General features: G+C 74.8%; 21 protein-coding genes. 13 read left to right on the plus strand and 8 right to left on the minus strand.

All coding sequences use genetic code 11. The features are described from left to right. Positions 1–1,063, minus strand: a 1,063-nt coding sequence (locus tag AB0J72_RS50365; RefSeq protein ID WP_363413498.1) for a serine/threonine-protein kinase, incomplete at its 3' end; no start/stop codon positions are given. Positions 1,064–1,273: 210 nt separating this feature from the next. Next, positions 1,274–2,251, minus strand: coding sequence for an AraC family transcriptional regulator (locus AB0J72_RS50370; RefSeq protein WP_363413501.1), 978 nt, complete (start codon positions 2,249–2,251; stop codon positions 1,274–1,276). A gap of 76 nt (positions 2,252–2,327) precedes the next feature. Here AB0J72_RS50370 and AB0J72_RS50375 point away from each other — a divergent pair, with 76 nt between their 5' ends. Together AB0J72_RS50375 and AB0J72_RS50380 are read left to right on the plus strand one after the other, a co-directional pair. Beyond that, complete coding sequence (locus tag AB0J72_RS50375; RefSeq protein WP_363413504.1) at positions 2,328–3,128, plus strand: NAD(P)H-binding protein; 801 nt, start codon at positions 2,328–2,330, stop codon at positions 3,126–3,128. After that, entirely contained in the window at positions 3,125–3,580 is a 456-nt protein-coding gene (locus AB0J72_RS50380; RefSeq protein WP_363413507.1) for a DUF4345 domain-containing protein, read from the plus strand. The genes AB0J72_RS50375 and AB0J72_RS50380 overlap by 4 nt, the downstream gene beginning before the upstream one ends. Before the next feature lie 8 nt (positions 3,581–3,588). Here the strand turns inward: AB0J72_RS50380 and AB0J72_RS50385 are convergent, their stop codons facing one another. Then, positions 3,589–4,785 carry a trans-2-enoyl-CoA reductase family protein gene (locus AB0J72_RS50385; protein ID WP_363413510.1) on the minus strand — a complete coding sequence of 399 codons (1,197 nt, stop codon included), beginning with the start codon at positions 4,783–4,785 and terminating at the stop codon, positions 3,589–3,591. A gap of 114 nt (positions 4,786–4,899) precedes the next feature. Here AB0J72_RS50385 and AB0J72_RS50390 point away from each other — a divergent pair, with 114 nt between their 5' ends. Further along, the gene (locus tag AB0J72_RS50390; protein ID WP_363413513.1) at positions 4,900–5,154 is read left to right on the plus strand and encodes a hypothetical protein; all 255 of its coding nucleotides are present in this window, start codon (positions 4,900–4,902) and stop codon (positions 5,152–5,154) included. Here the strand turns inward: AB0J72_RS50390 and AB0J72_RS50395 are convergent. Then, a complete protein-coding gene (locus AB0J72_RS50395) occupies positions 5,145–5,909 on the minus strand; it encodes a hypothetical protein (RefSeq protein WP_363413516.1) in 765 nt (254 codons plus the stop codon). The genes AB0J72_RS50390 and AB0J72_RS50395 overlap by 10 nt on opposite strands. A 112-nt stretch (positions 5,910–6,021) precedes the next feature. Between AB0J72_RS50395 and AB0J72_RS50400 the strand changes: the two genes are divergently transcribed. From AB0J72_RS50400 to AB0J72_RS50410, 3 genes are read left to right on the plus strand one after another with little or no spacing between them, the layout of a single operon-like run. Next, on the plus strand, positions 6,022–7,575 hold the full coding sequence (locus AB0J72_RS50400) for an NAD(P)/FAD-dependent oxidoreductase (protein WP_363413519.1): 1,554 nt from the start codon (positions 6,022–6,024) through the stop codon (positions 7,573–7,575). Further along, a complete protein-coding gene (locus AB0J72_RS50405; RefSeq protein ID WP_363413522.1) occupies positions 7,572–8,372 on the plus strand; it encodes a fatty acid desaturase in 801 nt (266 codons plus the stop codon). Before AB0J72_RS50400 ends, AB0J72_RS50405 begins: the two co-directional genes overlap by 4 nt. A 21-nt stretch (positions 8,373–8,393) precedes the next feature. After that, positions 8,394–9,005: a TetR family transcriptional regulator gene (locus tag AB0J72_RS50410; protein WP_363413525.1), complete on the plus strand. Its 612-nt coding sequence runs from the start codon at positions 8,394–8,396 to the stop codon at positions 9,003–9,005. Positions 9,006–9,069: 64 nt separating this feature from the next. Here AB0J72_RS50410 and AB0J72_RS50415 read toward each other — a convergent pair whose 3' ends face one another. Next, a complete protein-coding gene (locus tag AB0J72_RS50415) occupies positions 9,070–10,017 on the minus strand; it encodes a DUF1861 family protein (protein ID WP_363413528.1) in 948 nt (315 codons plus the stop codon). A gap of 118 nt (positions 10,018–10,135) precedes the next feature. Here AB0J72_RS50415 and AB0J72_RS50420 point away from each other — a divergent pair, with 118 nt between their 5' ends. After that, the gene (locus AB0J72_RS50420; RefSeq protein WP_363413531.1) at positions 10,136–11,686 is read left to right on the plus strand and encodes a SpoIIE family protein phosphatase; all 1,551 of its coding nucleotides are present in this window, start codon (positions 10,136–10,138) and stop codon (positions 11,684–11,686) included. A 44-nt stretch (positions 11,687–11,730) separates the two neighbouring features. On the opposite strand, the gene AB0J72_RS50425 is transcribed toward AB0J72_RS50420, so the two are convergent. After that, positions 11,731–12,102: an ATP-binding protein gene (locus tag AB0J72_RS50425; RefSeq protein WP_363413534.1), complete on the minus strand. Its 372-nt coding sequence runs from the start codon at positions 12,100–12,102 to the stop codon at positions 11,731–11,733. Beyond that, positions 12,099–12,428: an STAS domain-containing protein gene (locus tag AB0J72_RS50430; RefSeq protein WP_363413537.1), complete on the minus strand. Its 330-nt coding sequence runs from the start codon at positions 12,426–12,428 to the stop codon at positions 12,099–12,101. The genes AB0J72_RS50425 and AB0J72_RS50430 overlap by 4 nt, the downstream gene beginning before the upstream one ends. A 140-nt stretch (positions 12,429–12,568) precedes the next feature. Here AB0J72_RS50430 and AB0J72_RS50435 point away from each other — a divergent pair, with 140 nt between their 5' ends. The 6 genes from AB0J72_RS50435 to AB0J72_RS50460 all read left to right on the plus strand — a co-directional run bounded on the left by AB0J72_RS50435 (position 12,569) and on the right by AB0J72_RS50460 (position 19,635). Further along, positions 12,569–13,504, plus strand: a complete 936-nt coding sequence (locus AB0J72_RS50435) for an acetamidase/formamidase family protein (RefSeq protein ID WP_363413540.1) — start codon at positions 12,569–12,571, stop codon at positions 13,502–13,504. Between the two features lie 70 nt (positions 13,505–13,574). Beyond that, entirely contained in the window at positions 13,575–15,443 is a 1,869-nt protein-coding gene (gene dnaK, locus AB0J72_RS50440; protein ID WP_363413543.1) for a molecular chaperone DnaK, read from the plus strand. A 58-nt stretch (positions 15,444–15,501) separates the two neighbouring features. Continuing rightward, positions 15,502–15,975, plus strand: a complete 474-nt coding sequence (locus AB0J72_RS50445) for a nucleotide exchange factor GrpE (RefSeq protein WP_363413546.1) — start codon at positions 15,502–15,504, stop codon at positions 15,973–15,975. After that, positions 15,968–16,795, plus strand: coding sequence for a J domain-containing protein (locus AB0J72_RS50450; protein ID WP_363413548.1), 828 nt, complete (start codon positions 15,968–15,970; stop codon positions 16,793–16,795). The genes AB0J72_RS50445 and AB0J72_RS50450 overlap by 8 nt, the downstream gene beginning before the upstream one ends. 37 nt (positions 16,796–16,832) lie before the next feature. Continuing rightward, complete coding sequence (locus AB0J72_RS50455; protein WP_363413551.1) at positions 16,833–18,434, plus strand: CHASE3 domain-containing protein; 1,602 nt, start codon at positions 16,833–16,835, stop codon at positions 18,432–18,434. A gap of 43 nt (positions 18,435–18,477) precedes the next feature. Continuing rightward, positions 18,478–19,635, plus strand: a complete 1,158-nt coding sequence (locus tag AB0J72_RS50460) for a HAMP domain-containing sensor histidine kinase (protein WP_363413554.1) — start codon at positions 18,478–18,480, stop codon at positions 19,633–19,635. A 10-nt stretch (positions 19,636–19,645) separates the two neighbouring features. Here AB0J72_RS50460 and AB0J72_RS50465 read toward each other — a convergent pair whose 3' ends face one another. Further along, a complete protein-coding gene (locus AB0J72_RS50465) occupies positions 19,646–22,369 on the minus strand; it encodes an ATP-binding protein (RefSeq protein ID WP_363413557.1) in 2,724 nt (907 codons plus the stop codon). Between the last annotated feature and the right edge of the window lie 24 nt (positions 22,370–22,393).

Here is a 22,393-nt window from a genome sequence, read left to right on the forward strand (position 1 = left end):
ACGACGACGACACGCCGTCGCCGGGCCGGCCGGAGGCGACCGGCGGGGAGCCCAGCGCCACCCAGGCCAGGACCGCGGCGGCCGACACAGCGCCCACGCCCGCCGCCGCCGTCACCCGGGCGCGCGACCGCCGGGCCGGGGTGGGCGGGATGACCAGCGCCGACGGTTCGCCGTCCGCCGAGGGCCCGGCCGCCGTCCCCAGGGCCGTCAGGGCCAGCAGCGCCGGGGTGGACGGGACGACCTGCAGCCCGGCGGCCGCGGCGAGCGCCGCCGCGACCTCCGGCGCGTCGGGGCGCTCCGCCGGGTCCTTGCGCAGGCAGCGCTGGCACAGGTCGGCGATCTCCGGCGGGACCCCCGGCGTCTCCGGCAGCGGCGCGGGCGGGAGGTACACGTGCGCGGTGAGCACCTGCGTCGTGCTGTCCACGGTCCAGGGCAGGTGCCCGGCGAGCAGCTTGTAGAGGATCACGCCGAGCGCGTAGACGTCGGAGGCCGGCTCGATCGCGTCGTCGGTGAGCCGCTCCGGCGCCAGGTACGACGGCGTGCCCAGCACCTGGCCGGACAGGTCGCCGTCGCCGCCGGGGCTGGCGGAGGCCGCGATGCCGAAGTCGACGACCTTCGCGCCGCCCGGGGTCACGATCACGTTGGCGGGCTTGATGTCCCGGTGCACGAGCGACGCGGCGTGCGCGGCGGTCAGCGCGGCGGCGATCTCCGCGCAGATGCGGAAGGCGGCCCTCGGCTCGATCGGCCCCGCGGCGATCCGCTGCGCCAGGGTCGGGCCCGGGACCAGCTCCATCACGACGTACGGGACGAGCTCGCCGTCGTCGGTCGCCTCACCGTAGTCGTGGACCTGGGCGATGTTGGGGTGCGACAGGTTCGCCGCGGCCCTGGCCTCGGCACGTATCCGCCGCAGCGAGTCGGGCTTCGTGATGTGTGCCCCGTTGAGCATCTTGACCGCGACCGCCCGCCCCAGCACCTCGTCGGTCGCCGCCCACACCACCGCCATCCCGCCGCTGCCGAGCTGCTCCTCCAGACGGTAGCGACCGCCCAGCACCCGCCCCTGCACCTCGCGCCGTCCCTCCGATCCGGTAGCCGTCCTCCGGCGGGCGTCTGGCTGCCTCCACGCATCGATGCCCACCGTGCAGGGCGTATCCTGCCGTGAGCACCCCTCGCGACGCCAGTCGCCCCTTGGTCAGTTCGTCCGGAGCCAGGTCAGAAAGCCTCGAACGCAGGCCAGCCGCCCGGTCCGGCCCGAAATGCGGCGATCGGGAGCTGGTCAGCGACCGGTGGTGCCCGTGGCGGCGCGGACCGCGCCCGGCGACACGCCGAAGGTCCGGCTGAAGGCCCGGGAGAAGGCGGCCTCCGACGCGTAGCCGAAGCGGTGCGCCACCTGCGAGAGCGGCTCCGGCGACTGCTGCAGGTGGGTGTGGGCGAGTTGCATCCGCCACTGGGTCACGTACTGCATGACGGGCTCGCCGAGCAGCGCCGTGAACCGGGCGGAGAACGCCGAACGGGACATCGCCGCCTCGCGGGCCAGGGACTCCACGCTCCACGGCGCCTGCGGGGCCCGGTGCATCGCGGCGAGTGCCCGGCCGAGGTGCTCGTCGCGCAGCGCCGCGAGCCAACCCTGGTGCGCCTCGGGCGCGGTGTCGAGCCAGCCGCGGATCGCCTGCACCACCAGGACATCGGCGAGGCGGGTCAGCACCGTCTCGCCGCCGGGCCGCAGCGCGGTCGCCTCGGCGGCGATGAGCTGCAGGGTGCTGTGCAGCCAGCCGCCGTCGTCGTCCCACCCGTCGACGTGCAGCACCGGCGGCAGCTGTGCGACCAGCCGCCGGGCCGGGACGTGGTCGCAGCGCAGCACGCAGTAGGTGACCCGGGTCAGCGCTCCGCCGCCGCCGTGGCGCAGCAGCTCATACCGCTCGCTGACCCGCTCGACCGGGATGTCGAACAGCGGCGTGGCGCGGGACCCACCGTGTCCACTGTGGACGCGGTGCGGGGTGCCGTGCGGGATCAGGGTCAGCCCGCGCGGCCGCAGCGTCCGCGGCGGCTCGCCGTCGACCTCGAGGACGGCCTCGCCGGCGGTGACGACGAGCAGCGCCATGAGCCCGTCCAGCGCGGGCACGGCGATGTCCCACGGCGCGGTCAGCTCCGAGCGGCAGTACAGCGTGCCGGTGAGCCGCAGGAGGTGCAGCGCCTCACCGAGCGGGTCCGCGGCCGGCGGGAGGATCGTCGTCGTCACCTCATCATCGTCCATGATGCTGGACGATCTGCAAAGACTTCCGGTGTCCCTGTGATTCAGGATCTCGCCGGTACCGGCGAAGCTTGACCACATGAGCAACCTTGTCATCGGCTCGACCGGCAAGACCGGCCGCCGGATCCTCCGCCGCCTCACCGACCTGGGGCACCCCGTGCGCGGTGCCTCCCGCCGCAGCGACCCGCCGTTCGACTGGGAACGGAGGGAGACCTGGCCGGCCGTCCTGGACGGCGTCGACGCCGCGTACGTCTCCTACTACTCCGACCTCGCGGCCCCCGAGGCGCCCGCCGCCGTGGAGGCGTTCACGAAGGCGGCCGCGGCGGCCGGCGTCCGGCGGCTCGTGCTGCTGTCCGGCCGCGGCGAGCACCACGCCGAGAGCTGCGAGGACATCGTCCGGGAGTCCGGGCTCGGCTACACGCTCGTGCGGGCCTCGTGGTTCGCGCAGAACTTCGGCGAGGGCGAGCTGCGGCAGGGGGTCATGGACGGCGCCGTCGTCCTGGCCGCCGGGGACGTCGCCGAGCCGTTCGTGGACGTCGAGGACATCGCCGACGTGGCGGTCGCGGCGCTGCTCGACGAGCGGCACGACGGCCGCGTGTACGAGGTCACCGGCCCCCGCCTGCTCACCTTCGCCGAGGCGGCCGCGGAGATCGCGCTGGCGGCCGGCCGGCCGGTCACGTACGTGCCGGTCAGCGTCGAGGAGCTGCGGGCGGCGCTCGCCGGGCACCCGCAGGGCGACCTGTTCGCCGACCTGTGCGGCGAGGTGTTCGACGGGCGCAACGCCGGCCTCGGCACCGGCGTCCAGGACGCCCTCGGCCGGCCGCCGCGGGACTTCGCCGACTACTGCCGCGCCGCCGCGGCGGCTGGGGCCTGGCGGTGATCCGGCGGATCCTGCTGCTCGTCTCGGGGGTCGTGGCCGTCGCGGTCGGGGGCGCCAGCCTGTTCGCGCCCGTGGCCTTCCGCCGCCAGTACGGCATCAGCATCGGCGCCGACCCCAACCTCCTCAGCGAGACCAGGTCGGCCGGTGGGGCGGTGCTCGCCGTCGGGGTGCTGCTGCTGGCCGGCGCGTTCGTGGCGCGGCTGGCGTTCCCGGCGGCGGTCGCCGGTGCCGTGTTCTACCTGGCGTACGCGGTGTCGCGCGCGCTGTCGGCGGCGCTGGACGGGGCGCCGGCGAGCGGCCTAGTCGTCGGCGGGGTCGTCGAGCTGGCCCTCGGGGTGGCGTGCTGGTTCGCCGCCACCCGCCCGGCGCCGGGCTCTTACCCGGGCGCGGCCCGCTCCGGGCGGGGGCAGCCGGGCGCTCACCTGGGCGCGGCCCGCTCCGGGCGGGGGTAGCCGGGCGCTCACCTGGGCGCGGGCCACTCCAGGTCGGGGTCGACGGGCGTCGTGTAGTCGACGCCGGGGACGTCGAAGCCGTACAGGCCGCGGAACTGGGCGCGGAACCAGTCGACGTCGGCGACCTCGGCGATCGTCTCCGGGGTGATCGCGTGCCAGCGCTCCGCGACCGCGGCCTGCACGGCGGGGTCCAGCTCCCACCGGTCCAGCCGCAGCCGGCCCTGCTCGTCCAGGTCGAGCGGGGCCGCGCCGGTCAGCTGGTCCCACAGCTGCACCGACTGCTCGACCGGCGACTGGAGCGCGTCGCCGAGCACGGCGCGCAGGACGCTGACGTACAGGGCGATGCCCGGGATCGCGGTCGACGCCTGCGTGACGGCCGCGCCGTTGACCGACGTCAGCGCCCGGCCGCCGTGCCCGGCGAGCCGCTCGTCGAGCTCCTTGGCGGTCCGCTCCAGGTGCAGCTTCGCCGCGCCGATCGTGCCGTCGCGGTAGATCGCCGAGGTGAGGCCGGATCCGATGTAGGACAGGGCGACCGTGCGGAACCCGTCGCGCAGCATCCCCCGGTCCTGCAGCGCGGTGACCCAGCGGGACCAGTCCTCGCCGCCCATCACCTGGACCGTGTCGGCCGCCTCCTGCTCGCCGGCGGGGGCGGCGGTCACGTCCCGCAGGGCCGGCGTGCCGTCGGCGTCGAACTCGAGCGTCCGCGTCGTGTGCGCCTCGCCGAGCGGCTTGATGACCGACTGGAACGTGGTGCCGGTCCGCGGGTCCGTCCGTCGCGGCGCGGCGACGCTGTACACCAGGACATCCACCTGACCGAACCGCTTCTGCAGCAGGTCGAGGACCTCGTCCTTGGTGGTGTCGGCGAACGCGTCGGCGTTGACGAAGGTGAAGTCGCTGCCCACCTCCGCGGCGACCGCGTCGGTGGCGATCGTGCGATACCAGCCGGCGGTCGCGGTGCGCCGGCCCGGCGGGCGCTCGAACGCGACGCCGACGCCCTGCACGCCGTGCCGGACCAGGCCCGCCAGGGTGGCGGCGAGGCCGTAGCCCGCGCTGGAGCCGATGATGAGCGCGGTGAGCTTCGACGGCTGCCGCCGCGGCGCCGGGATCTGCGCGACCATGTCGGTGACGTTGCGGAAGCAGCCGGCGGGGTGCGCGTCGAGCAGCAGGAACCCTCGCCCGGTGGGACTGACGACACGTGCGGCCACGACTGCTCCCTCGATCATCCGGCGGTGCGTTCACATCCTGTCATGCCCCCGGCGGTGTCCAGTTTCCGGCAGCGTCGCTGTGATCGACGCCCGCCACTGCCTACCTTGGCCGCCATGGACCTCATCGCCGGCGTCGATGCCAGCGCGGACAACATCCTCGACCACTCGGTGACGCCGGCGTGCCAGGCGTACGTCATCGGCGAGCACGTGGTGCGGATCCCCGCCCTCACCGCCGCCCGTGCCGTCGCCCCGGAGGGCATGCGCCTGCGGGTCCGCGCGCTGGACCAGCCGCTGCCGCCCGGCCGCAGCTTCCGGGTGGACCTCGACTCGGGTGCCGTCGTCGAGGTCCGCAACCGGGCTCAGCCGTAGTACATGTCGTCGGCCTCGACGACGCTCTTCTTCGCCGGGGCCTTGATCTGCGTCGGCGTGTTGTGCCCGCTCAGCGTCGTGACCAGCTTCAGCGTCTTGTCCTTGCCGGTCAGCTCGACCGCGATCGACGTGACCCAGCCCTGCTCGTCGACGCTGATGGTGAACGGGCTGTTCTCCCCGCCGATCGACCAGATGCTCGGCGCGCCGACGGGCAGGAACTCGGGCTTGGCGCCGCTGGCGTTGAACGTGCCCGTGTAGGTGCCCGCGCTCTTCAGCGTCGCCTGCCCGACCTTCGTGGTGAACTGCACCAGGCCGGTCGGGTCGGTCATGTCGAAGTACACGAGGCTGTCGGTCTTCACCCGCTTCAGGTCCAGGTGCACCCACTTGCCGCCGCCGGGCTGCTGCAGGTAGTTGTCGGTGCCGACGACGATGCGGTGCACGGGGCCCTTGGTCGCCGCGGTCTGGATGGTCGACTCGAACAGCTTCGCCGCCGGGTCGTAGGCGCCGTTGGCGGTGATGGTGCCGCCGTCGTCGGGGAGGTCCCCCTGCACCGAGAAGCGGTACGCCACCTGCTGGACGCGCCGCAGCGCCTCGACCAGCAGGGCCTGCGCCGGTGTCCCGGTCGGCGACGGGCTCGCCGCCTTCGTGGTGGTGGCGGTGGCGGGCTCCGGCTCGGCGTCCGGCAGGCCCAGGCAGCCACCCGTGAGCAGCGTCGCGGCCACGACGGCCGCGCTCGTGACGATGCGTCGGATCATGTGGTCCCCCATGTGTGGTGGTGCGGCAGCCACCGTAGCGAAGGCGGGCGATCCGCGCCGCCAGATATCGACCGCTGTTGACACGGCGGTGGGGCGGTCCTACGTTGAACGTATGTTCAGAACTTCTGTTCAGGACGATTGGTTCGACGTCGCGGTGGTCGGGGCGGGGCTGGCGGGCCTGGCCACGGCGCTGCGGCTGCAGGCGGCCGGCCGCACGACGGTGGTGCTCGAGGCGCACGGCCACGCGGGCGGCTGCGCCGGCTACTACCGCCGTCGCGGCTTCTCCTTCGACGTCGGCGCCACCACGCTCGTCGATTTCGAGCCCGGCGGCGTGGGCGCCGAGCTGTTCGACGCCGTCGGCATGCCGCCGCTGCCCGGTGAGGCGCTGCCCGGGTATGTGGCGTGGCTGCCCGACCGCACCGTCGTGCTGCACCGCGACGCCGGCGCCTGGCACCGGGAGCGACTGCGGGCGCTCGGCGACACCGACCGGCACCGCCGGTTTTGGGCGCTGCTCGACCGGCTCGCCGACGCGTTCTGGCAGGCCAGCCGCGCGGGCGCGAGGATGCCCGTGCGCGGCCCGGCCGACCTGGTGCACAACGCGCGGGCGATGCGCCTCACCGACCTGCACCTGGCCCGGCACGTCACCGGCACGCTCGGCGGGGCGCTGCGGCGGCACGGGCTGCGCGACGACGCCGCCCTGGTCGGCTTGCTGTCGATGCTCGTCGAGGACACCGTGCACAGCACCGTCGACGACGCCCCGCTGGTCAACGCGGCACTCGGCATCACCATCCGCGGCGCCGGGCTGACCCGCGCGACCGGCGGCATGCGCGGCTTCTGGCGGGCCGCCGTGGCGCACTACCGGTCGCTCGGCGGCGACCTGCGCTGCGGCTGGCGGGTCACCGGCGTGACCGGCGCCGCCCCGCACTTCACCGTCGACGGGCCGCGCGGCACCGTTCGGGCGGCGCAGGTCGTCAGTGCGGTGCCGGTGGCCACGACCGCGTCGCTCGCCCCCGCCGCCCGGCCCGCCCTGGAGCGCTTCCTGCGCCGCGACGCCGGCGACCTCGGCGGCGCGGCCATGGTGTGCCTCGGCGTGCCCGAGGAGGAGGTGGCCGGGCAGGAGTTCACCCACCACCAGCTGCTGCGCTCCTACGCCGAGCCGCTCGGCGACGGCAACAACATGTTCGTCTCCGTGTCGGCGCCCGGCGACCACGACAGCGCCCCGCCGGGGCACCGCGCCGTGATGCTGTCCACCCACACCGGCCTCGCCGGCTGGGAGGACCTGGACGACGCCGGGCACGCCCGCCGCCGCGCCGCCCTCGGCGACCGGCTCGTGGCCGAGGCCCAGCGGGTCTTCCCGCGGCTCGGCGAGCGGGCCGTGGTGCGGGAGGTGGGCACGCCGCGGACCTATGCGCGGTTCACGTCCCGCCCCCTCGGCGCCGTCGGCGGCGTCCGGCAGCGCACCTCCAACGCCAACCAGCACGCCGTCCCGCACCGCTCGGCCGTGCCCGGCCTCTGGCTCGTCGGCGACTCCACCTGGCCCGGCCTCGGCACCGTCGCCTGTGTCCTGGGCAGCCGCATCGTCGCCGAAGGCGTGCTCCGTGGTCCCAGCGCGGGCCCCGGCGCGGAGCGCGGCGTGCCCGTCACGGACGGCCTGGTGCGGGCATGAAACCGGCGCTGGACGACCTCGGCACGGACCTGCTCGCCACCCGGCCGGGGCAGCGGCGGCTGGCCCTCGCCCGACCGGCGCTCGGCGTCGCCGTCTACGTGGTGGTCGCGGCCCTCGGATGGTGGTGGGTGACCCCCGTCGTCATGTTCGGGATCTTCGTCGCGGTCGTCACCGTCACCCACGACGTGGTGCACCGGTCGATCGGGCTCGGGCCGCGGGCGACCGAGTGGGCGCTGTTCCTGTGCGGCCTCGTCCTGCTGGAGAGCGGGCACGCCTACCGGGCGACCCACCTGCAGCACCACCGGGCGTTCCCCGCGCCGGACGACGACCCGGACCGCGATCCGGAGGGCTACCCGGCGCACATCAGCCTGCTCGGCGCCGCCTGCTACGGGCCGGTGTTTCTGGTGCGGTTGTGGCGGTGGGCGTACCGTCGCAGCCGCCGGGACCGCGGGTGGCTGGTCGCGGAGGCCGCCGCGCCGGTCCTCGTCATCGCCGGCGGGGTCGCCCTGCTGCCGGTCACGCCGATGCTGCTCTGGTATGCGGTGATGGCGGTCGTCGGCAGCTGGGTCTATCCGGTGCTGACGGTGTACCTGCCGCATCACGACTTCGGGGACACGCCCCTGACGCAGACCCGGACCCTGCGCGGGCGGGTGATCCCGGCCGTGTTCCTGGAGCTGACCTACCACCTGGAGCACCACCTGTACCCGCAGGTGCCCAGCCACCGGCTCGCGGAGCTGGGGCGGCGGCTCGACCCGTTCCTCGCCGCGTCCGGAGTCCGGCCGCACCGGGTGATCTGACATCGCCTACCGTTGCCGGTGATGCCGCGCCGAACCGAGACCCGCGAGCGCATCCTGCGCGCCGCCGTCGACACCCTCGCCACCCAGGGCTTCTCGACCAGCACCGCGAGGGCCATCGCGGCCACCGGCGGCTTCGCGCCCGGCGTCATCTACTACCACTTCGAGGACCTCGAGGACCTGCTGCTCGCGGCGATGCGGCACAGCAGCGACAGCCGGATGGAGCGCTACACCGCCCGCACGAACGGCGTCCGCGGTGCCCGGGAGCTGCTGCCGGTGCTGCGGGAGCTGTACGAGGAGGACGTCGCCACCGGTCACATCGCCGCGGTGCAGCAGCTGGTCGCCGGGGCGGTCGGCGCCACCCGCCTTGCCGAAGGGGTCCGCGCCGAGATCCGGCGCTGGGAGGACTTCACCGAGGCGCTGATCGGCCGACTGCTCGGCGACAGCCCCCTCGCCGCCCTCATCCCCGGCCGCGAGGCCGCCATGGCGGCGCTGGCCTTCTACCTGGGCCTGGAGATGCTGACCCACCTCGACGGCGACCGCAGCCGCAGCGACACCCTGTTCGCCGCGGCCGCCGGCCTCGCCGACATGCTCGACGCCCTGACCGGCCTCACCGGGGGCGACGAGCATGGCTGACGCTCCCGCGGCCGCGCTGTGCCGCAGGCCCGGGGACCATCGACCGCCACCCCACGCGTGCGGGCTACGGCAGCGGCGACGGCACGACGATCGAGCCGATGGAGGCGTCGCTGAGGCCGCAGTACAGGCGGACGGCGCCGCCGTCGAGGACCTCCATCGAGCCGGGGAAGACGACGTCGGTGAGGTCGGCGCGCTTCGGCGGCGCGGGCGGGAAGTCGGCGCGCATCGCGATGACCGCCGGCGCGGTCGTGGTGCAGGCGGCGGGGTCGATGGTCCACCAGGCGCCGGCGTACTCCTGCGGGCCGCCCTCCTCGCCGACGGCGACGTGACCGAGGACGCCGATGCGGTCGCCGAGGTCGTACAGCTCGTTGACGCCGAGCTTGGTGTCCTCGGCGACCTGGTCGTGGAAGATGTGCGCCTTGGCGATGAGCTCCGCGGACAGTTGCGTGTAGTCGTCGGTGAGGATGAGGCTCACCCGGCCGCGCCCGGCGGTGCCGCCCTGCGGCCGGCCGCACACGGCGAGGCCGTCGCGGCGCTGCAGCAGCCGGATGTCCTTCATGCCCGGCACCTCGGCGAACGGCCGGGCCGGGTCGAGCCGCTCGACGTCGGGTGCGGCGTAGAAGCGGGTGACGACGCCCGGCGGGTCGGTGCCGAAGTCCAGCGAGACCACGCCGAGGACCAGGACCGGCGAGCCGTCGGGGCCCAGGACCCAGGCGGCGAAAGGGTCCTCCGCCGCCGTGAACGCCGGCGTGCCGGGCGCCTCCTGCCAGCCGTCACCGGTGCGCTCGTAGAAGCGGACCTCGGGATCCCACGACGACCGGTCGCGCCAGTAGCTGCCGGGCGACTCGACCCGCACCGCGAGCAGCGCCCGGCCGCCCTGCCGGATCAGGCAGGGGTTGTACGCGAGGCGGTCGCCGACGCCCCGGATCGGCTCGGCGACCCCGGCCGGGCGGCCGGGGCGGCGCAGGTGGTCGGCGACGAGGTCGCGGTACCCGGCGGGAGGCAGCGTCACACAAGCACCGTAACGCCGTGACCGGGTGCGGAAGGCGGGAAACCGGGGTGAACGTCGGAAGCGGCGGCACCCGCCGCGTCGGGCGGCCACGGTACGTGCCCGGCACTAAGCTTCGGTGATGGCACACGACGGTGCGCGGCGTGGGACCCCGCCGGCCACGGCGGGCGGCACCGTGCCCTCCGTCGTGCGGGCGCTGCTGGCGGCGGTGCCGGTCGGGTGCACGTGGCTGCTGCCGCTGACCGGCGAGGACGGCGAGGTCGCCGACTTCCTCGTCGCCGCGGTGAGCGGCCAGGGCGCGGACATCTACGGCCGCGGTCTCGAGCGGGTCGGGGAGCGGGTCGGCGACCTGTACCCGAGCATGGTCGGCGGACCGTTGTGGGACCTGTACCTGCGGGTGCTCGCCGACGGGGTGCCCGCCGAGCTGCCCGCCTTCCGGTATGCCGAGCAGCGGGCCGGGATCGTGGCCGACTCGCTGTTCGAGGTGAGCGTCCAGCCGGTCCTCGGCGGGCTGCTGGTGTGGTGGCAGCGCACCGACGAGGCCCGCCGCCGGCTGGAGCGCACCGAGCAGCTCGGCAGCCTCGGCTGGGCCGAGCACGACCTGGTCACCGGGTGCAGCGACTGGTCGCCGGGGATGTTCCGGATCTTCGGGCGGGATCCGGCGCTGGGGCCGATGACACGGTCGGAGCAGGCCGCGGCGCTGCTGCCCGACGACCGTGGGGTGAGCGAGACCGCCTGGCAGACCCTGGACAGCGGCGCCGCGTCCGACGTGACCGTCCGGTTCCGGACCGCGGACACGGTGAAGTACCTGCGGATCCTGTCCGACGTCGCCCGCGACGCCGACGGCAGACCGCTGAAGATCTACGCCGTCGTGCAGGACGTCACCGCCCGCGAGGACGCCCGCACCGCGATGGAGCGGCTCAGCGACCAGCTGCGCTCCCGGGAGATGACGGCGCTCGCCGAGCACCGGCTCGCCGCGCAGCTGCAGAACCTGATCCAGCCGGTGCCGCCGGAGCCGTTCCCCCTGGCCGGGCTGCGGGCCGTGGTCAGCTACCTGCCCGCGGAGAGCGCCGTGCAGGTCGGCGGCGACTGGTACCACGCGCAGACCCTGCCGGACGGGCGCGTGGTGCTCGCGGTCGGCGACGTCGCCGGGCACGGGCTGGACGCCGCCAACGGCATGGCGCACCTGCGGTTCTCGCTGGTGGCGTGGCTGTCCATCGGCATCCGTGACCCCGGCACGCTGCTCGCCCACATGAACCAGCTGTCCCTGCAGCTCGGCATCACCGGCACGGCGGCGATCGGGGTGTACGACCCCGCCACCCGCACCCTGGCGTGGGCGCGGGCCGGGCACATGCCGCCGCTGCTGGCCCGGGCCGGGGTGACCACGGAGCTGGACCGGCCCGCGGGCCTGCTGCTCGGCGCCGCCGGCGACTCCGCCTATCCGGTCGTCACGGCGGCACTGCGCGACGACGACCTCGTGCTCTTCTACACCGACGGCCTGATCGAGCGCCGGTCCACCGACAGCGACGTGATGCTCGGCCGCGTCAAGCAGACCCTGTCGGCCGTCTCCGCCGAGGCGGGGCCCGAGCAGCTGACCCGGCTCCGCGGCCTGCTCCACTACGCCAGCCCCGACGACGACACCTGCACCCTGGCGGTGTGCGTACAACCCTGACGGTGCCCGCTACAGGCCCGCCACAGGCCCGCTCTACAGGCCCGCTACAGGTGCAGGCGGAGGCGGACCGTGGTGCCGTCGGGCCCGCTGACCGTCTCGACCTGGTCGCAGATCCGCTCGACGATCGCCAGCCCCCGGCCGCGGACCGCGTCCACCGCCGGCATCGGCCGCGGGAACGCGCGCGGCGGACCCTGATCCACGACGTCGCAGACGATCTGCCCGTCGTCGGCCCAGAGGCTGACCCGGCCGCCGCCGGTCGTGTGCTGCAGCGTGTTGGTCGCCAGCTCGTTGACGGCGAGCATCAGCAGCTCCGTGCGGGTCGGCGACATGCCCGACGCGAGGGCCTGGGTCCGCACGAACGACCGCACCGCCCCGAGGTCGCCGGGCACGCTGTAGCCGACCGACGGGGCGCTCATGCCGCCATGTCCGTCTCCGTGGGCGGGGCCAGCAGGTCGCCGACGCCGGTCATGTCCAGGACGTGGGCGACCACGCCGGCGGCGTTGACCACCTCCAGCCTGCGGCCCTGCCGCTGGGCGGCGTGATGGCCGGCGACCAGCGCGTGTATGCCGCTGGAGTCGATGAACCGCAGGGCGGCCAGGTCGACGACGACGACCGGCGCGAGGTCGACGGCCGCCAGCAGCGCCGCCGTGAGCTCCTCGCGGCAGGCCAGGTCGCACTCACCGGCCAGGGCCACGACGGCCCGGCCGTCCACCACGGACGTCGTCGCATCGAACTGTGCCATCGACCTCAGCACCCCCTCGCCACCGACCCGGCAACCATCATGGCACCCGAGACCGGCCGGCAGGGCATCAGCCGACCGCCCGACCCGCCGAGAGGAAGCGGGGGCGCCGCGACGTGACCGGGCCTGCTTCACTCGTATCCGTGGAACACGTGCTGGACCCCGACGACCGGACGCTGCACGGCTACTTCTCGCGGGACCGCCCACCGGCGCTGACCGTGCGGCCCGGCGACACCGTGACCTTCCGGACCCTGGACTGCTGGTGGTCCGCCGGCCGCTACGCCGGCGAACCGGTGCCGGACCGGCCGCGGGTGCCGCAGTACCGCGACGGGTACGGGCACGCGCTCACCGGGCCGGTCGAGATCGAAGGCGCCACGCCCGGGCAGACCCTCGAGGTCCGCATCGACGAGGTGGTGCCGGCGGCGTGGGGCACCACCGTCGCCGGCGGCTGGCCGAGCGGCCCGAACCGCCGGTACCACCTGGAACACGACGGCGTCGTGCACGCCTGGGACCTCGACCCGGTCGCGATGACCGGCCGCAACCAGCACGGCCACACCGTGCCGCTGCGCCCGTTCATGGGCGTGATGGGTATGCCGCCGGCCGAGCCGGGGGAGCACTCGACGATCCCACCGCGGGCGCACGGCGGCAACATCGACTGCAAGGAGCTCGTCGCCGGCACCACACTGCTGCTGCCGGTCTCCGTCGGCGGCGCACTGTTCTCCATCGGCGACGGGCACGCCGCGCAGGGCGACGGCGAGGTCAGCGGCACCGCGATCGAGTGCCCGATGGACCGGGTGACGCTCACGTTCGGGCTGCGCGACGACTTCCCCGTGTCGGGCCCCGTCGCCCGTACCGGCGACGCATGGCTGACGATGGGCCTCGGCGACACCCTGGACGACGCCGCCTACGCCGCGCTGGACGCGATGTTCGCGCTGCTGGAGCGGCTGCACGGGGTGCGGCGCGCCGACGCCGTCGCGCTGGCCAGCGTCGCGGTCGACCTGCGGGTGACGCAGATCGTCAACCAGGTCGTCGGCGCGCACGCCGTCCTGCGCGACGGGGCGCTCACCACCGGTGGGTGAGACGCGGCATGTGCACCCCGGCGAGCCTTGAATCGGCTGCAGCAGCCGGAGGCTCAGGAGGGATGCACACATGGCACGCGCTGTGGGAATCGACCTCGGCACGACCAACTCCGTGATCGCCGCGTTCGAGGGTGGCCGCCCCACCGTCCTGCCCAGCGAGGAGGGCAGCAGGACGACGCCGTCCGTCGTCGCGTACACCGGCACCGGCGAGCGACTCGTCGGGCAGCTCGCCCGCCGGCAGGCGGTGCTCAACCCCAAGGGCACGATCTACTCCGCGAAACGCTTCATCGGCCGCCGCTTCGACGAGGTCAGCGAGGAGGCGCGCAGCGTCACCTACGACGTGGTGCAGGGCCCCGACGGCATGGTGCGCTTCGACGTGCGCGACAAGCAGCTGTCGCCCGAGGAGGTGTCCGCGCAGATCCTGCGCAAGCTCGCCGACGACGCCGCCAAGCACCTCGGCGAGAAGGTGACCGAGGCGGTCGTCACGGTCCCGGCGTACTTCAACGACGCGCAGCGGCAGGCCACCAAGGACGCGGGGAAGATCGCCGGGCTGAACGTGCTGCGGATCATCAACGAGCCGACGGCGGCCGCGCTCGCGTACGGGCTGGACAAGCAGGGCCACGAGACGGTCCTCGTGTTCGACCTCGGCGGCGGCACGTTCGACGTCAGCATCCTCGACGTCGGCGACGGCGTCGTGGAGGTCCGGGCGACGTCCGGCGACACGCACCTCGGCGGCGACAACTTCGACCACCGGCTCGTCGAGCACATCGCCGACCAGTTCCAGCGGGAACAGGGCATCGACGTGCGCACCGACCCGCAGGCGCTGCAACGGCTCACCGAGGCCGCCGAGCGCGCGAAGATCGAGCTGTCGTCGGTGACGCAGACCCAGGTGAACCTGCCGTTCATCACCGCCGACGCGACCGGCCCGAAGCACCTGACGATGACGCTCACCCGGGCCACGTTCGAGGAGCTGACCCACGACCTGCTCGAACGCACCATGGAGCCGGTCCGGCAGGCGATGCAGGACGCGAAGGCGGGCGCCGGCGACCTCGACGAGGTGATCCTCGTCGGCGGGGCGACCCGCATGCCGGCCGTGCAGGCCCTCGTCCGCCGGCTCACCGGCGGCAAGGACCCCAACATGTCCGTGAACCCGGACGAGGTCGTCGCCCTCGGCGCCGCCATCCAGGCGGGCGTGCTCAAGGGCGAGGTGCAGGACGTGGTCCTGCTCGACGTGACGCCGCTGTCGCTGGGCGTGGAGACCCTCGGCGGGCTCATGACGAGGGTCATCGAGCGCAACACGACGATCCCGGCCCGGCGCGCCGAGACGTTCTCCACCGCCGACGACAACCAGCCGGCCGTCGACGTGGTCGCGCTGCAGGGCGAGCGGGAACGCGCCGCCGACAACCGGGTCCTCGGCCGGATGCGGCTGGAGAACATCCGGCCCGCGCCGCGCGGCACCCCGCAGATCGAGGTCACGTTCGACGTCGACGCCAACGGCATCCTCAACGTGTCGGCGAAGGACAAGGACACCGGCGCCGAGCAGAAGATCACCATCACCGAGAGCGGGACCCTCGACACCGCCGAGGTCGAGCGGATGGTCCGCGAGGCCGAGGAGCACCGGGCCGAGGACCGGCAGGTCCGGGAGCGGATCGACGCCTCCAACGAGCTCGACAGCGTGGCGTACCAGCTGGAACGCGCCCTGCAGGAGCACGGCGACGTGCCGGAGCACGAGCGGGCCCGCGCCACGATGCTCGTTGCGGACGCCCGCCGGGCGGTGGAGGAGCAGGCGCCGGCGCCCCGCATGCGGCAGCTCACCGAGGACCTGCGGCAGATGACCCTGGCGCTGGGCAGCCGCGCCGCCAGGCCGTCCCAGGCCGGCGCCGCGGCACCACAGGACGCCGACGACGTCATCGACGCCGACTTCAACACCGGGTCATGAGCGGGCCGGCGCGGAGCTCCAGGTCAGGGCGGCGCCGGAGCGCGGCGGAGGTCGGGTCATGACCCAGGAGCACGAGGTCGCGGAGCTCACCGAACGGTGGCAGCGGGCCGCGGCGGACGTGGAGAACACCCGCAAGTGGGCCGAGCGGCAGTCGGCGCGGCAGCGGCAGGAGGAGCGGATCGCGATCTCCACCGCGTGGCTGCCCGTCCTGGACAACCTCGACCTGGCGCTGCGGCACGGCGACGCCGACCCCCGCACGATCGTCGAAGGCGTGGAAGGCGTCCGCGAGCAGGCCCTCGCCGTGCTCGCCGGCTTCGGGTTCACGCCGTTCGGCGAGGTCGGCGAGCCGTTCGACCCGGTGCGGCACGAGGCGGCCGAGGTCGTGCGCGACAGCGACGCGCCGCCCGGGACGGTCGTGCGGGTGCTGCGGCCGGGGTACGGGGACAGCGAGCGGCTCCTGCGCCCGGCGGTCGTCGCGGTGAGCGCGCCGGTCCAGCTGGGCGGCAGGGAGAACGGGCCCGACGGTGAGTGAGCGGCGCGACCCGTACCAGGTGCTCGGCGTGGCCAGGACCGCGACACCGGAGGAGATCCAGCGCGCGTACCGGACCCTGGCCCGCCGGCAGCACCCCGACATCAACAAGGATCCGGGCGCCGAGGACCGCTTCAAGGAGATCAACGAGGCGTACCACGTGCTGTCCGACCCGGAGCGCCGCGCCCGCCACGACAAGGCAGGGCGGGAGCGGGCGCGCCCGCGGGGGGTGCAGACCGTCGACATCGACGACCTCTTCAGCAGCATGTTCGGCGGGAGGTACGGCACGGGCACCGACACCGAGGCGCACATCACGGTGGGCGTCGAGGATGCGTTCCGCGGAGGGCGCCGCACGGTGACCCTGCCGGACGCCGACGGCCGCCCCCGCCGCTACGACGTGAACATCCCCGCCGGCGTCGTCGACGGCCAGCGGATCCGGCTCGCCGGTCAGGGCGCCCCCGGCGTCGCCGGTGGCCCGCCTGGGGACCTGTACCTCGTCGTCTCGCTCGCGCCGCACCCCCGGTTCCGGGTCCAGGGCCGGGACGTGGTGCTCGACCTGCCGGTCGCGCCGTGGGAGGCGGCCCTCGGCGCGCGGGTGCCGCTGGACGCCCCCGGCGGTCCGGTGCGGGTGGACGTGCCGGCCGGCACGTCGTCCGGGCGGCGGCTGCGGCTGCGCGGGCAGGGGCTGCCCAACCCGCGCGGCCGCCCCGGTGACCTGTACGCCGAGGTGCGGATCATGGTGCCGGCGACGCTGAGCACGCGGGAGCGTCACCTGTTCGAGGAGCTCGGGAAGGTGTCGGCGTACGACCCGCGGGGTCGCTGAACAGGCGCCGCCGCACCGGATCGCGTACCGTGCTGCTGTGATCGGCTCGGATGGATACCCGGCCACCAGGGTGTGGGACCGGTGGAGCAGCACCCGGTGGTTCGCGTCGGTGCTGATCGCGATGGTGGTGCTCGTCATGTGCGGCGCGGCCGTCGGCGCGGGGGTGCTGAGTCACACCGCGGGGGTGTCCAACCGGCTCAGCGACCGGATCTCCCCGGCCCGCACCGCGGTCGTCGAGTTGACCGCCGCTCTCGTCGACCAGGAGACCGGGGTCCGCGGCTTCCTGCTCAGCGGCGACGAGCGGTTCCTGGAGCCGTACGCGCGGGGCGTCGCCGGCGAGCGGATCCTGCTGACCCGCATCCGGCAGCTGCTCGCCGGTGAGCCCGTCGCCCTCGCCGACCTCGACCGCGCCGAGACGCAGGCCCGCGAGTGGCGGACCACCGTCGCGGACCCGGCGATCGAGACCCGCCGCCGCGGCAGCGACCCGGCGGCCGCGGTCGACACCGTGCTCGCCGGCAAGGCCGCCTTCGACGAGGTCCGGGGCCGGGTCGCGATCCTCGACAGGGACCTCGCCGCCATCCGGGAGCAGGCGCGCGCGGACCTCGACGCGGCCCGCCGGCTGCGCGACGGCGTGTTCATCGGGATGATCGGGTTCCTGCTGCTGTTCATCGTCGCGATCGCGGTGCTGCTGCGGGTGGTGGTGCTGCGGCCCCTCGACAGGCTCAGCGCCGGGGTGCGGCGGGTCGCCGGCGGCGACTTCGACCACCGGCTCGCCGCGGCCGGTCCGGCGGACCTGGCCCGGCTGACGGGCGACGTCGAGACGATGCGCCAGCGGGTCGTCGACGCGCTCGTGGACAGCCAGCGGGCCCGGGCGAAGCTGGAGCAGCAGCAGCTCGAGCTGCACCGCTCCAACGCCGACCTGGAGCAGTTCGCCTACGTCGCCTCGCACGACCTGCAGGAGCCGCTGCGCAAGGTCGCCTCGTTCTGCCAGATGCTGCAGCGCCGCTACAGCGACCAGCTCGACGACAAGGCCCGGCAGTACATCGCCTTCGCCGTCGACGGCGCGACCCGGATGCAGCGGCTGATCACGGACCTGCTGACCTTCTCGCGCATCGGCCGGGTGTACGACGACAGCCGCTCCGTCGACCTCGACGACGTGGTCGCGCAGGCGGAGGCGAACCTCGCGGGCGCGATCGCGGACCGCGGCGCCCGGATCGAGCGGCCGCCGCTGCCGACCGTGCCGGGCGACGTGACCCTGCTGACGATGCTGTGGCAGAACCTCATCAGCAACGCCATCAAGTTCCGCCACCCGGACCGGGACCCGGTGGTGCGGGTGGCGGTCGGCGAGGCCGGCGACCTGTGGCAGTTCAGCGTCGAGGACAACGGCATCGGCATCGACCCGAAGTACGCGGACAAGATCTTCGTCATCTTCCAGCGGCTGCACTCGCGGGAGACCTACACCGGCACGGGGATCGGGCTGGCGGTGTGCAAGAAGGTGGTCGAGTTCCACGGCGGCGAGATCCGCCTCGACGACACGTACCGCGACGGTGCCCGCTTCGTGTTCACGCTGCCCCGCGAGTCGGCGGCCGCCGACGACCTGGACGCCGCGGGCGAACCGGAGGCGCTGGCCGTGCACTGATGCGGGACGGGCACGGAGTGTAGCGCCATACAATCGTTGCGTAATGTGGCGGAGAATCGGTGTTGACGGGAGCGTCGGAGCGGCCCGTGCCGCCGCCGGCCTGTTCCTGCTCGCCGGCGTGCTCGCCGTTCTCGGCGTCGCCCAGCCGCACAGCCGCGGCCGCGACCTGCTCGTCGTCGCCGTCGCCGACTTCTGCATCGCGGCGGCCGCGTGGTGGACGCCGTGGCAGCGGCTGCACCCGAGAGCGACCGTGGCGCTCGCGCTCGCGGGGCTGCTGGTGCTGGCGTTCTCGACGTGGGCGTTCGGCGGGACCGCCGCCGGCACCGGGCCGTTCTTCGTCCTGCTGTTCGCGTGGGTAGGGCTGCACCACCCGGCCTGGATCGCGTACGCGCTGTCGCCGCTGACCGCCGCCTACATCGCGCCGCTGGTCGCCACGCGCCAGCCGCCCGAGATCGTCGGCAGCGCCGTGGTGTTCGTGCCGGTCGTGACCGCCGTCGCGGTGCTCATCGCGGGGTGGGTCCGGCAGTGGCGGCGGGCCCAGGACGAGGTCGCCGCGGCCGAGCGGTGGCGGGCGTCGCTGATGCTGACCCTGGCGCACGACGTACGGTCGCCGCTGACCGCCGTGCAGGGTGCCCTGGAGCTGCTCGACGAGGACGCGGACCTGCCGCCGGAGCGCCGGGCCCGGCTGACCGCCGCCGCGCTGCGCCAGGTCGCCCGGATCGCGCGGCTGGCCAGCGGGCTGCTCGACGTCGGCCGGGTCGAGGACGGCAGGCTCAAGCTGGACCTGCGCCCCGTCCCGGTGCGTGCGGCGGTCGCGGACGCGGTCCTGCTCACCCCGCAGGCGGACGCCGTCGTCGATGTCGAACCCGGCCTGACGGTGGTCGCGGACCCCGACCGCCTGGAGCAGATGCTGGTCAACCTGATCGGCAACGCCATGCGGCACGGCGCCGCCCCGATCTGCGTGAGCGCGTCGGCATCCGGCGGGACCACGACGATCGCCGTCCGCGACCACGGCCCCGGGGTGCCGCGGGACGCCGTGAGCGCGTTGTTCAGCCGGTACGGCGGGGGAGCCGCGCCTCATTCCGTCGGCCTCGGTCTGTGGATCGTGCGCGAGCTGGCCCGGGCGCACGGCGGCGACCTCACCTACGAGCCCGCCCACCCGGGCGCGTGCTTCGTCATCACCCTGCCCGTCCGGCCGTGAGCGGCTCGTTTCAGCCGAACGTCTGGTCGGAGGGGACGCGGGACCGCGCCGTGAAGCGGGCGGACTGCGCGACCGGCAGTGTGAAGGACAGCCTGGCCCCGCCGCCCGGGTTGTCGTTCGCGGTGATCGTGCCGCCGTGCCGCTCCACGACCCGCTGGCAGATGGCGAGCCCGAGGCCGGTGCCGGCGTAGTTCGCGGTGCGGTGCGCGCGGTGGAAACCGGTGAAGATCGCGTCGTGCTCGCCCTCCGGGATGCCGATGCCGCGGTCGGCGACGTCGACCCGGACCCACCCGGTGCCGTGCGGCGTCGCGCAGACGTCGACCCGCGCGGGCTGCCCCGGCGGCGTGTACTTCAGCGCGTTGCCGATCAGGTTGTCGAGCAGTTGCCGCAGCAGCGCCGGATCCGCGTGTACCGACGGCATGGCGCCGACGAAGATCTGCGGCGGCGGGCTGGTCGGGTCGGCGGCCTGCGCCGCGAGCCGCTCGGTGACCACGTCGTCGACGACGGCGCGCAGGTCGAGGTCCCGCGCGTCCAGCACGGCGTCGCGGGCCGCGGCGTAGCCGAGCAGGTCGTCGATGAGCCGGCGCATCCGGGCCGTCGTCGCCAGGGCCCGGTCCAGCACCGCCCGCTCCTCGCGGTGCTCCTGCCCGCACAGCCCATCGCCGAGCGAGTCGCGGACGAACTCGGTGAACCCGCCGATCGCCGTCAGCGGGCTGCGCAGGTCGTGGGCGACGATGCCGGCGAACGCGGTCAGCTCGGCCTCCCGCTGCCGCAGCGCGGTGATCGTGTACGACGACGCGACCGCCCCCATGATCCGCCCCTCCCGGTCCCGCAGCGGCCGGGCGTGCATCATCACCACCTGCTGGTGCCCGTCGGCCTGGGTCACGTGCGCCTCGACCCCGTCGACCCGCCGGCCGTGCAGCGCCACGAGCAGCGGCAGGTCGTGCTCGGCGAACGGGGTGCCGTCCGGGTGCGCCATCCGGACCCGGCGGCTGCTCTCGACCGCCGGCAGCGGCCCGCCGGCGTCGGCGCCGGCGTTGAGGCCCGGGATCGCGACCCGCGCCGCGCGGTTGGTGTGCACCAGCATGCCGTCGGCGTCGCAGGTGATGACGGTGACGTCCAGCGCGTCGAGGACCTGCCGCAGGTACGCCCGCTCGGTGGCGAGCTCGTCCCGCGCGGCGCGCAGCCCGGCCTCCGCCGCCTCCCGCAGCGCCAGCTCCTCGCGCATCGCGGTGTTCGCCTCGGCGATCGCCCGGTCCGCGGCGGCGCGCGCCGTGACGTCGTGGAACACCGCGACCGCGCCCGGCCGGCCGGCGCTGCCGTGCAGCGGCCGCGCCGACACGGTGATGACGACCCCGTCCCGGTTGCCGTCGTTGCGGATCACCATCGGCACCTGGTCGCTGGCCTCCCCGGCCAGGGCCCGGGCGAGCGGCAGCTCCCCGGTGGGGAACGGGGTGACGCCGTCGGGCCGGAAGATCCCGTAGTGCGCCTGCCACGTGTCCGCGCCGTCCTGGCTGTCCTCCGCCACCCCGAGCAGCGCCTTGGCGGCCGGGTTGTGCAGCAGGAACCGGCCGTGCTCGTCGACCACCCCGACCCCGTCGCTGACGCTGTCGACCACGGCGGTGAGCAGGGCCGCGTGGTCGCGGGCATCCGCCTCGGTGCGGCGCAGCCGCGCCGTCGCGGCCGCGACCCGGGCGTCCGCCCTGGCCCGCCCGGTGCCGAGCACGAACGTCAACACGGCCAGCAGGCCGCCGAGGCCGAGACCCGCGGCCGTCATCGCCACCGGGAACGGGCCCGCGCCCGGCAGGTCCGCGGCGACGGCGCTGATCCGCAGCCGCCACCGGGCCTGCGCCACCGCGACGTCGACGGTCCGGTGCTCGGTCCGGTGCCGGTCGGACTCGGCGCGGACCGCGGCCACGGTGCCCTCGGTGCCGTCGGCGTCGCGCGCCGTCAGCGTCACGTCCGCGCTGTTCTGGGCGCTGCGCCGCACCGCGGCGGCCATGAAGTCCTGCCCCCGCAGCCCCATCAGCACCCAGCCGAGGAACGGTTGCTCCCCGGCGGCGCCCGACGCCGCCGGCGGGCCGGGTGTGCCGTAGACCGGGGCCGTCAGCACGAATGACTTCTGCCGCTGCTGCTCCGGCAGGTTCCGGTCGCGGATCAGCAGGTACGTGTCGGACACCGTGATCCGGCCGGACCGCCGGGCCTCGGCGAGGGCCCGCGTCGGCGCCGCCGCCTGCGTGACGTCGACGCCCAGCCCGCCGGCCGTGGAGCCGTCGAACGGCTCGCTGAAGATGGAGAAGATGTGGCCGGCCCCCGACCCGACCGGCGTGAGCGTCAGGCCCGGCACCCCGCGCTCGCGCCACAGCGCCTGCACGCGGCCGATCTCGCCGTCGTCGGCGGGCACCATGAACGCGATCGACGTGGCGCCCGCGAGCCCCATGTGCCGCAGCGGGTCGACGGCCCGGGCGAACTTCGCCGCGGTCAGCGGCTCGAACGCGCCGGTCGCGGCCGCCACGGTGCGCAGGGTGTCGACGTACCGGCCGGTCTCGTGGGCGACGGCCGCCGCGACCGAGCCGACCTTGCGGTCCAGGGCCTGCGTCATCGCCCGGTGCTGCGCGCGGTCCAGCACCACCCCGGCGCTGACCGCCATCGCCGCGGTGAGGACCGCGACGAGGCTGGCGAGGGCCCCGGCGCGCGACATCGCCCGCCCGGCCCGCCGCAGGACGGACCACACACCCGGTTATCGGAGCGCGCCGCC

It is taken from the genome of Dactylosporangium sp. NPDC049742, assembly GCF_040674675.1.
Lineage (GTDB): Bacteria > Actinomycetota > Actinomycetes > Mycobacteriales > Micromonosporaceae > Dactylosporangium > Dactylosporangium maewongense.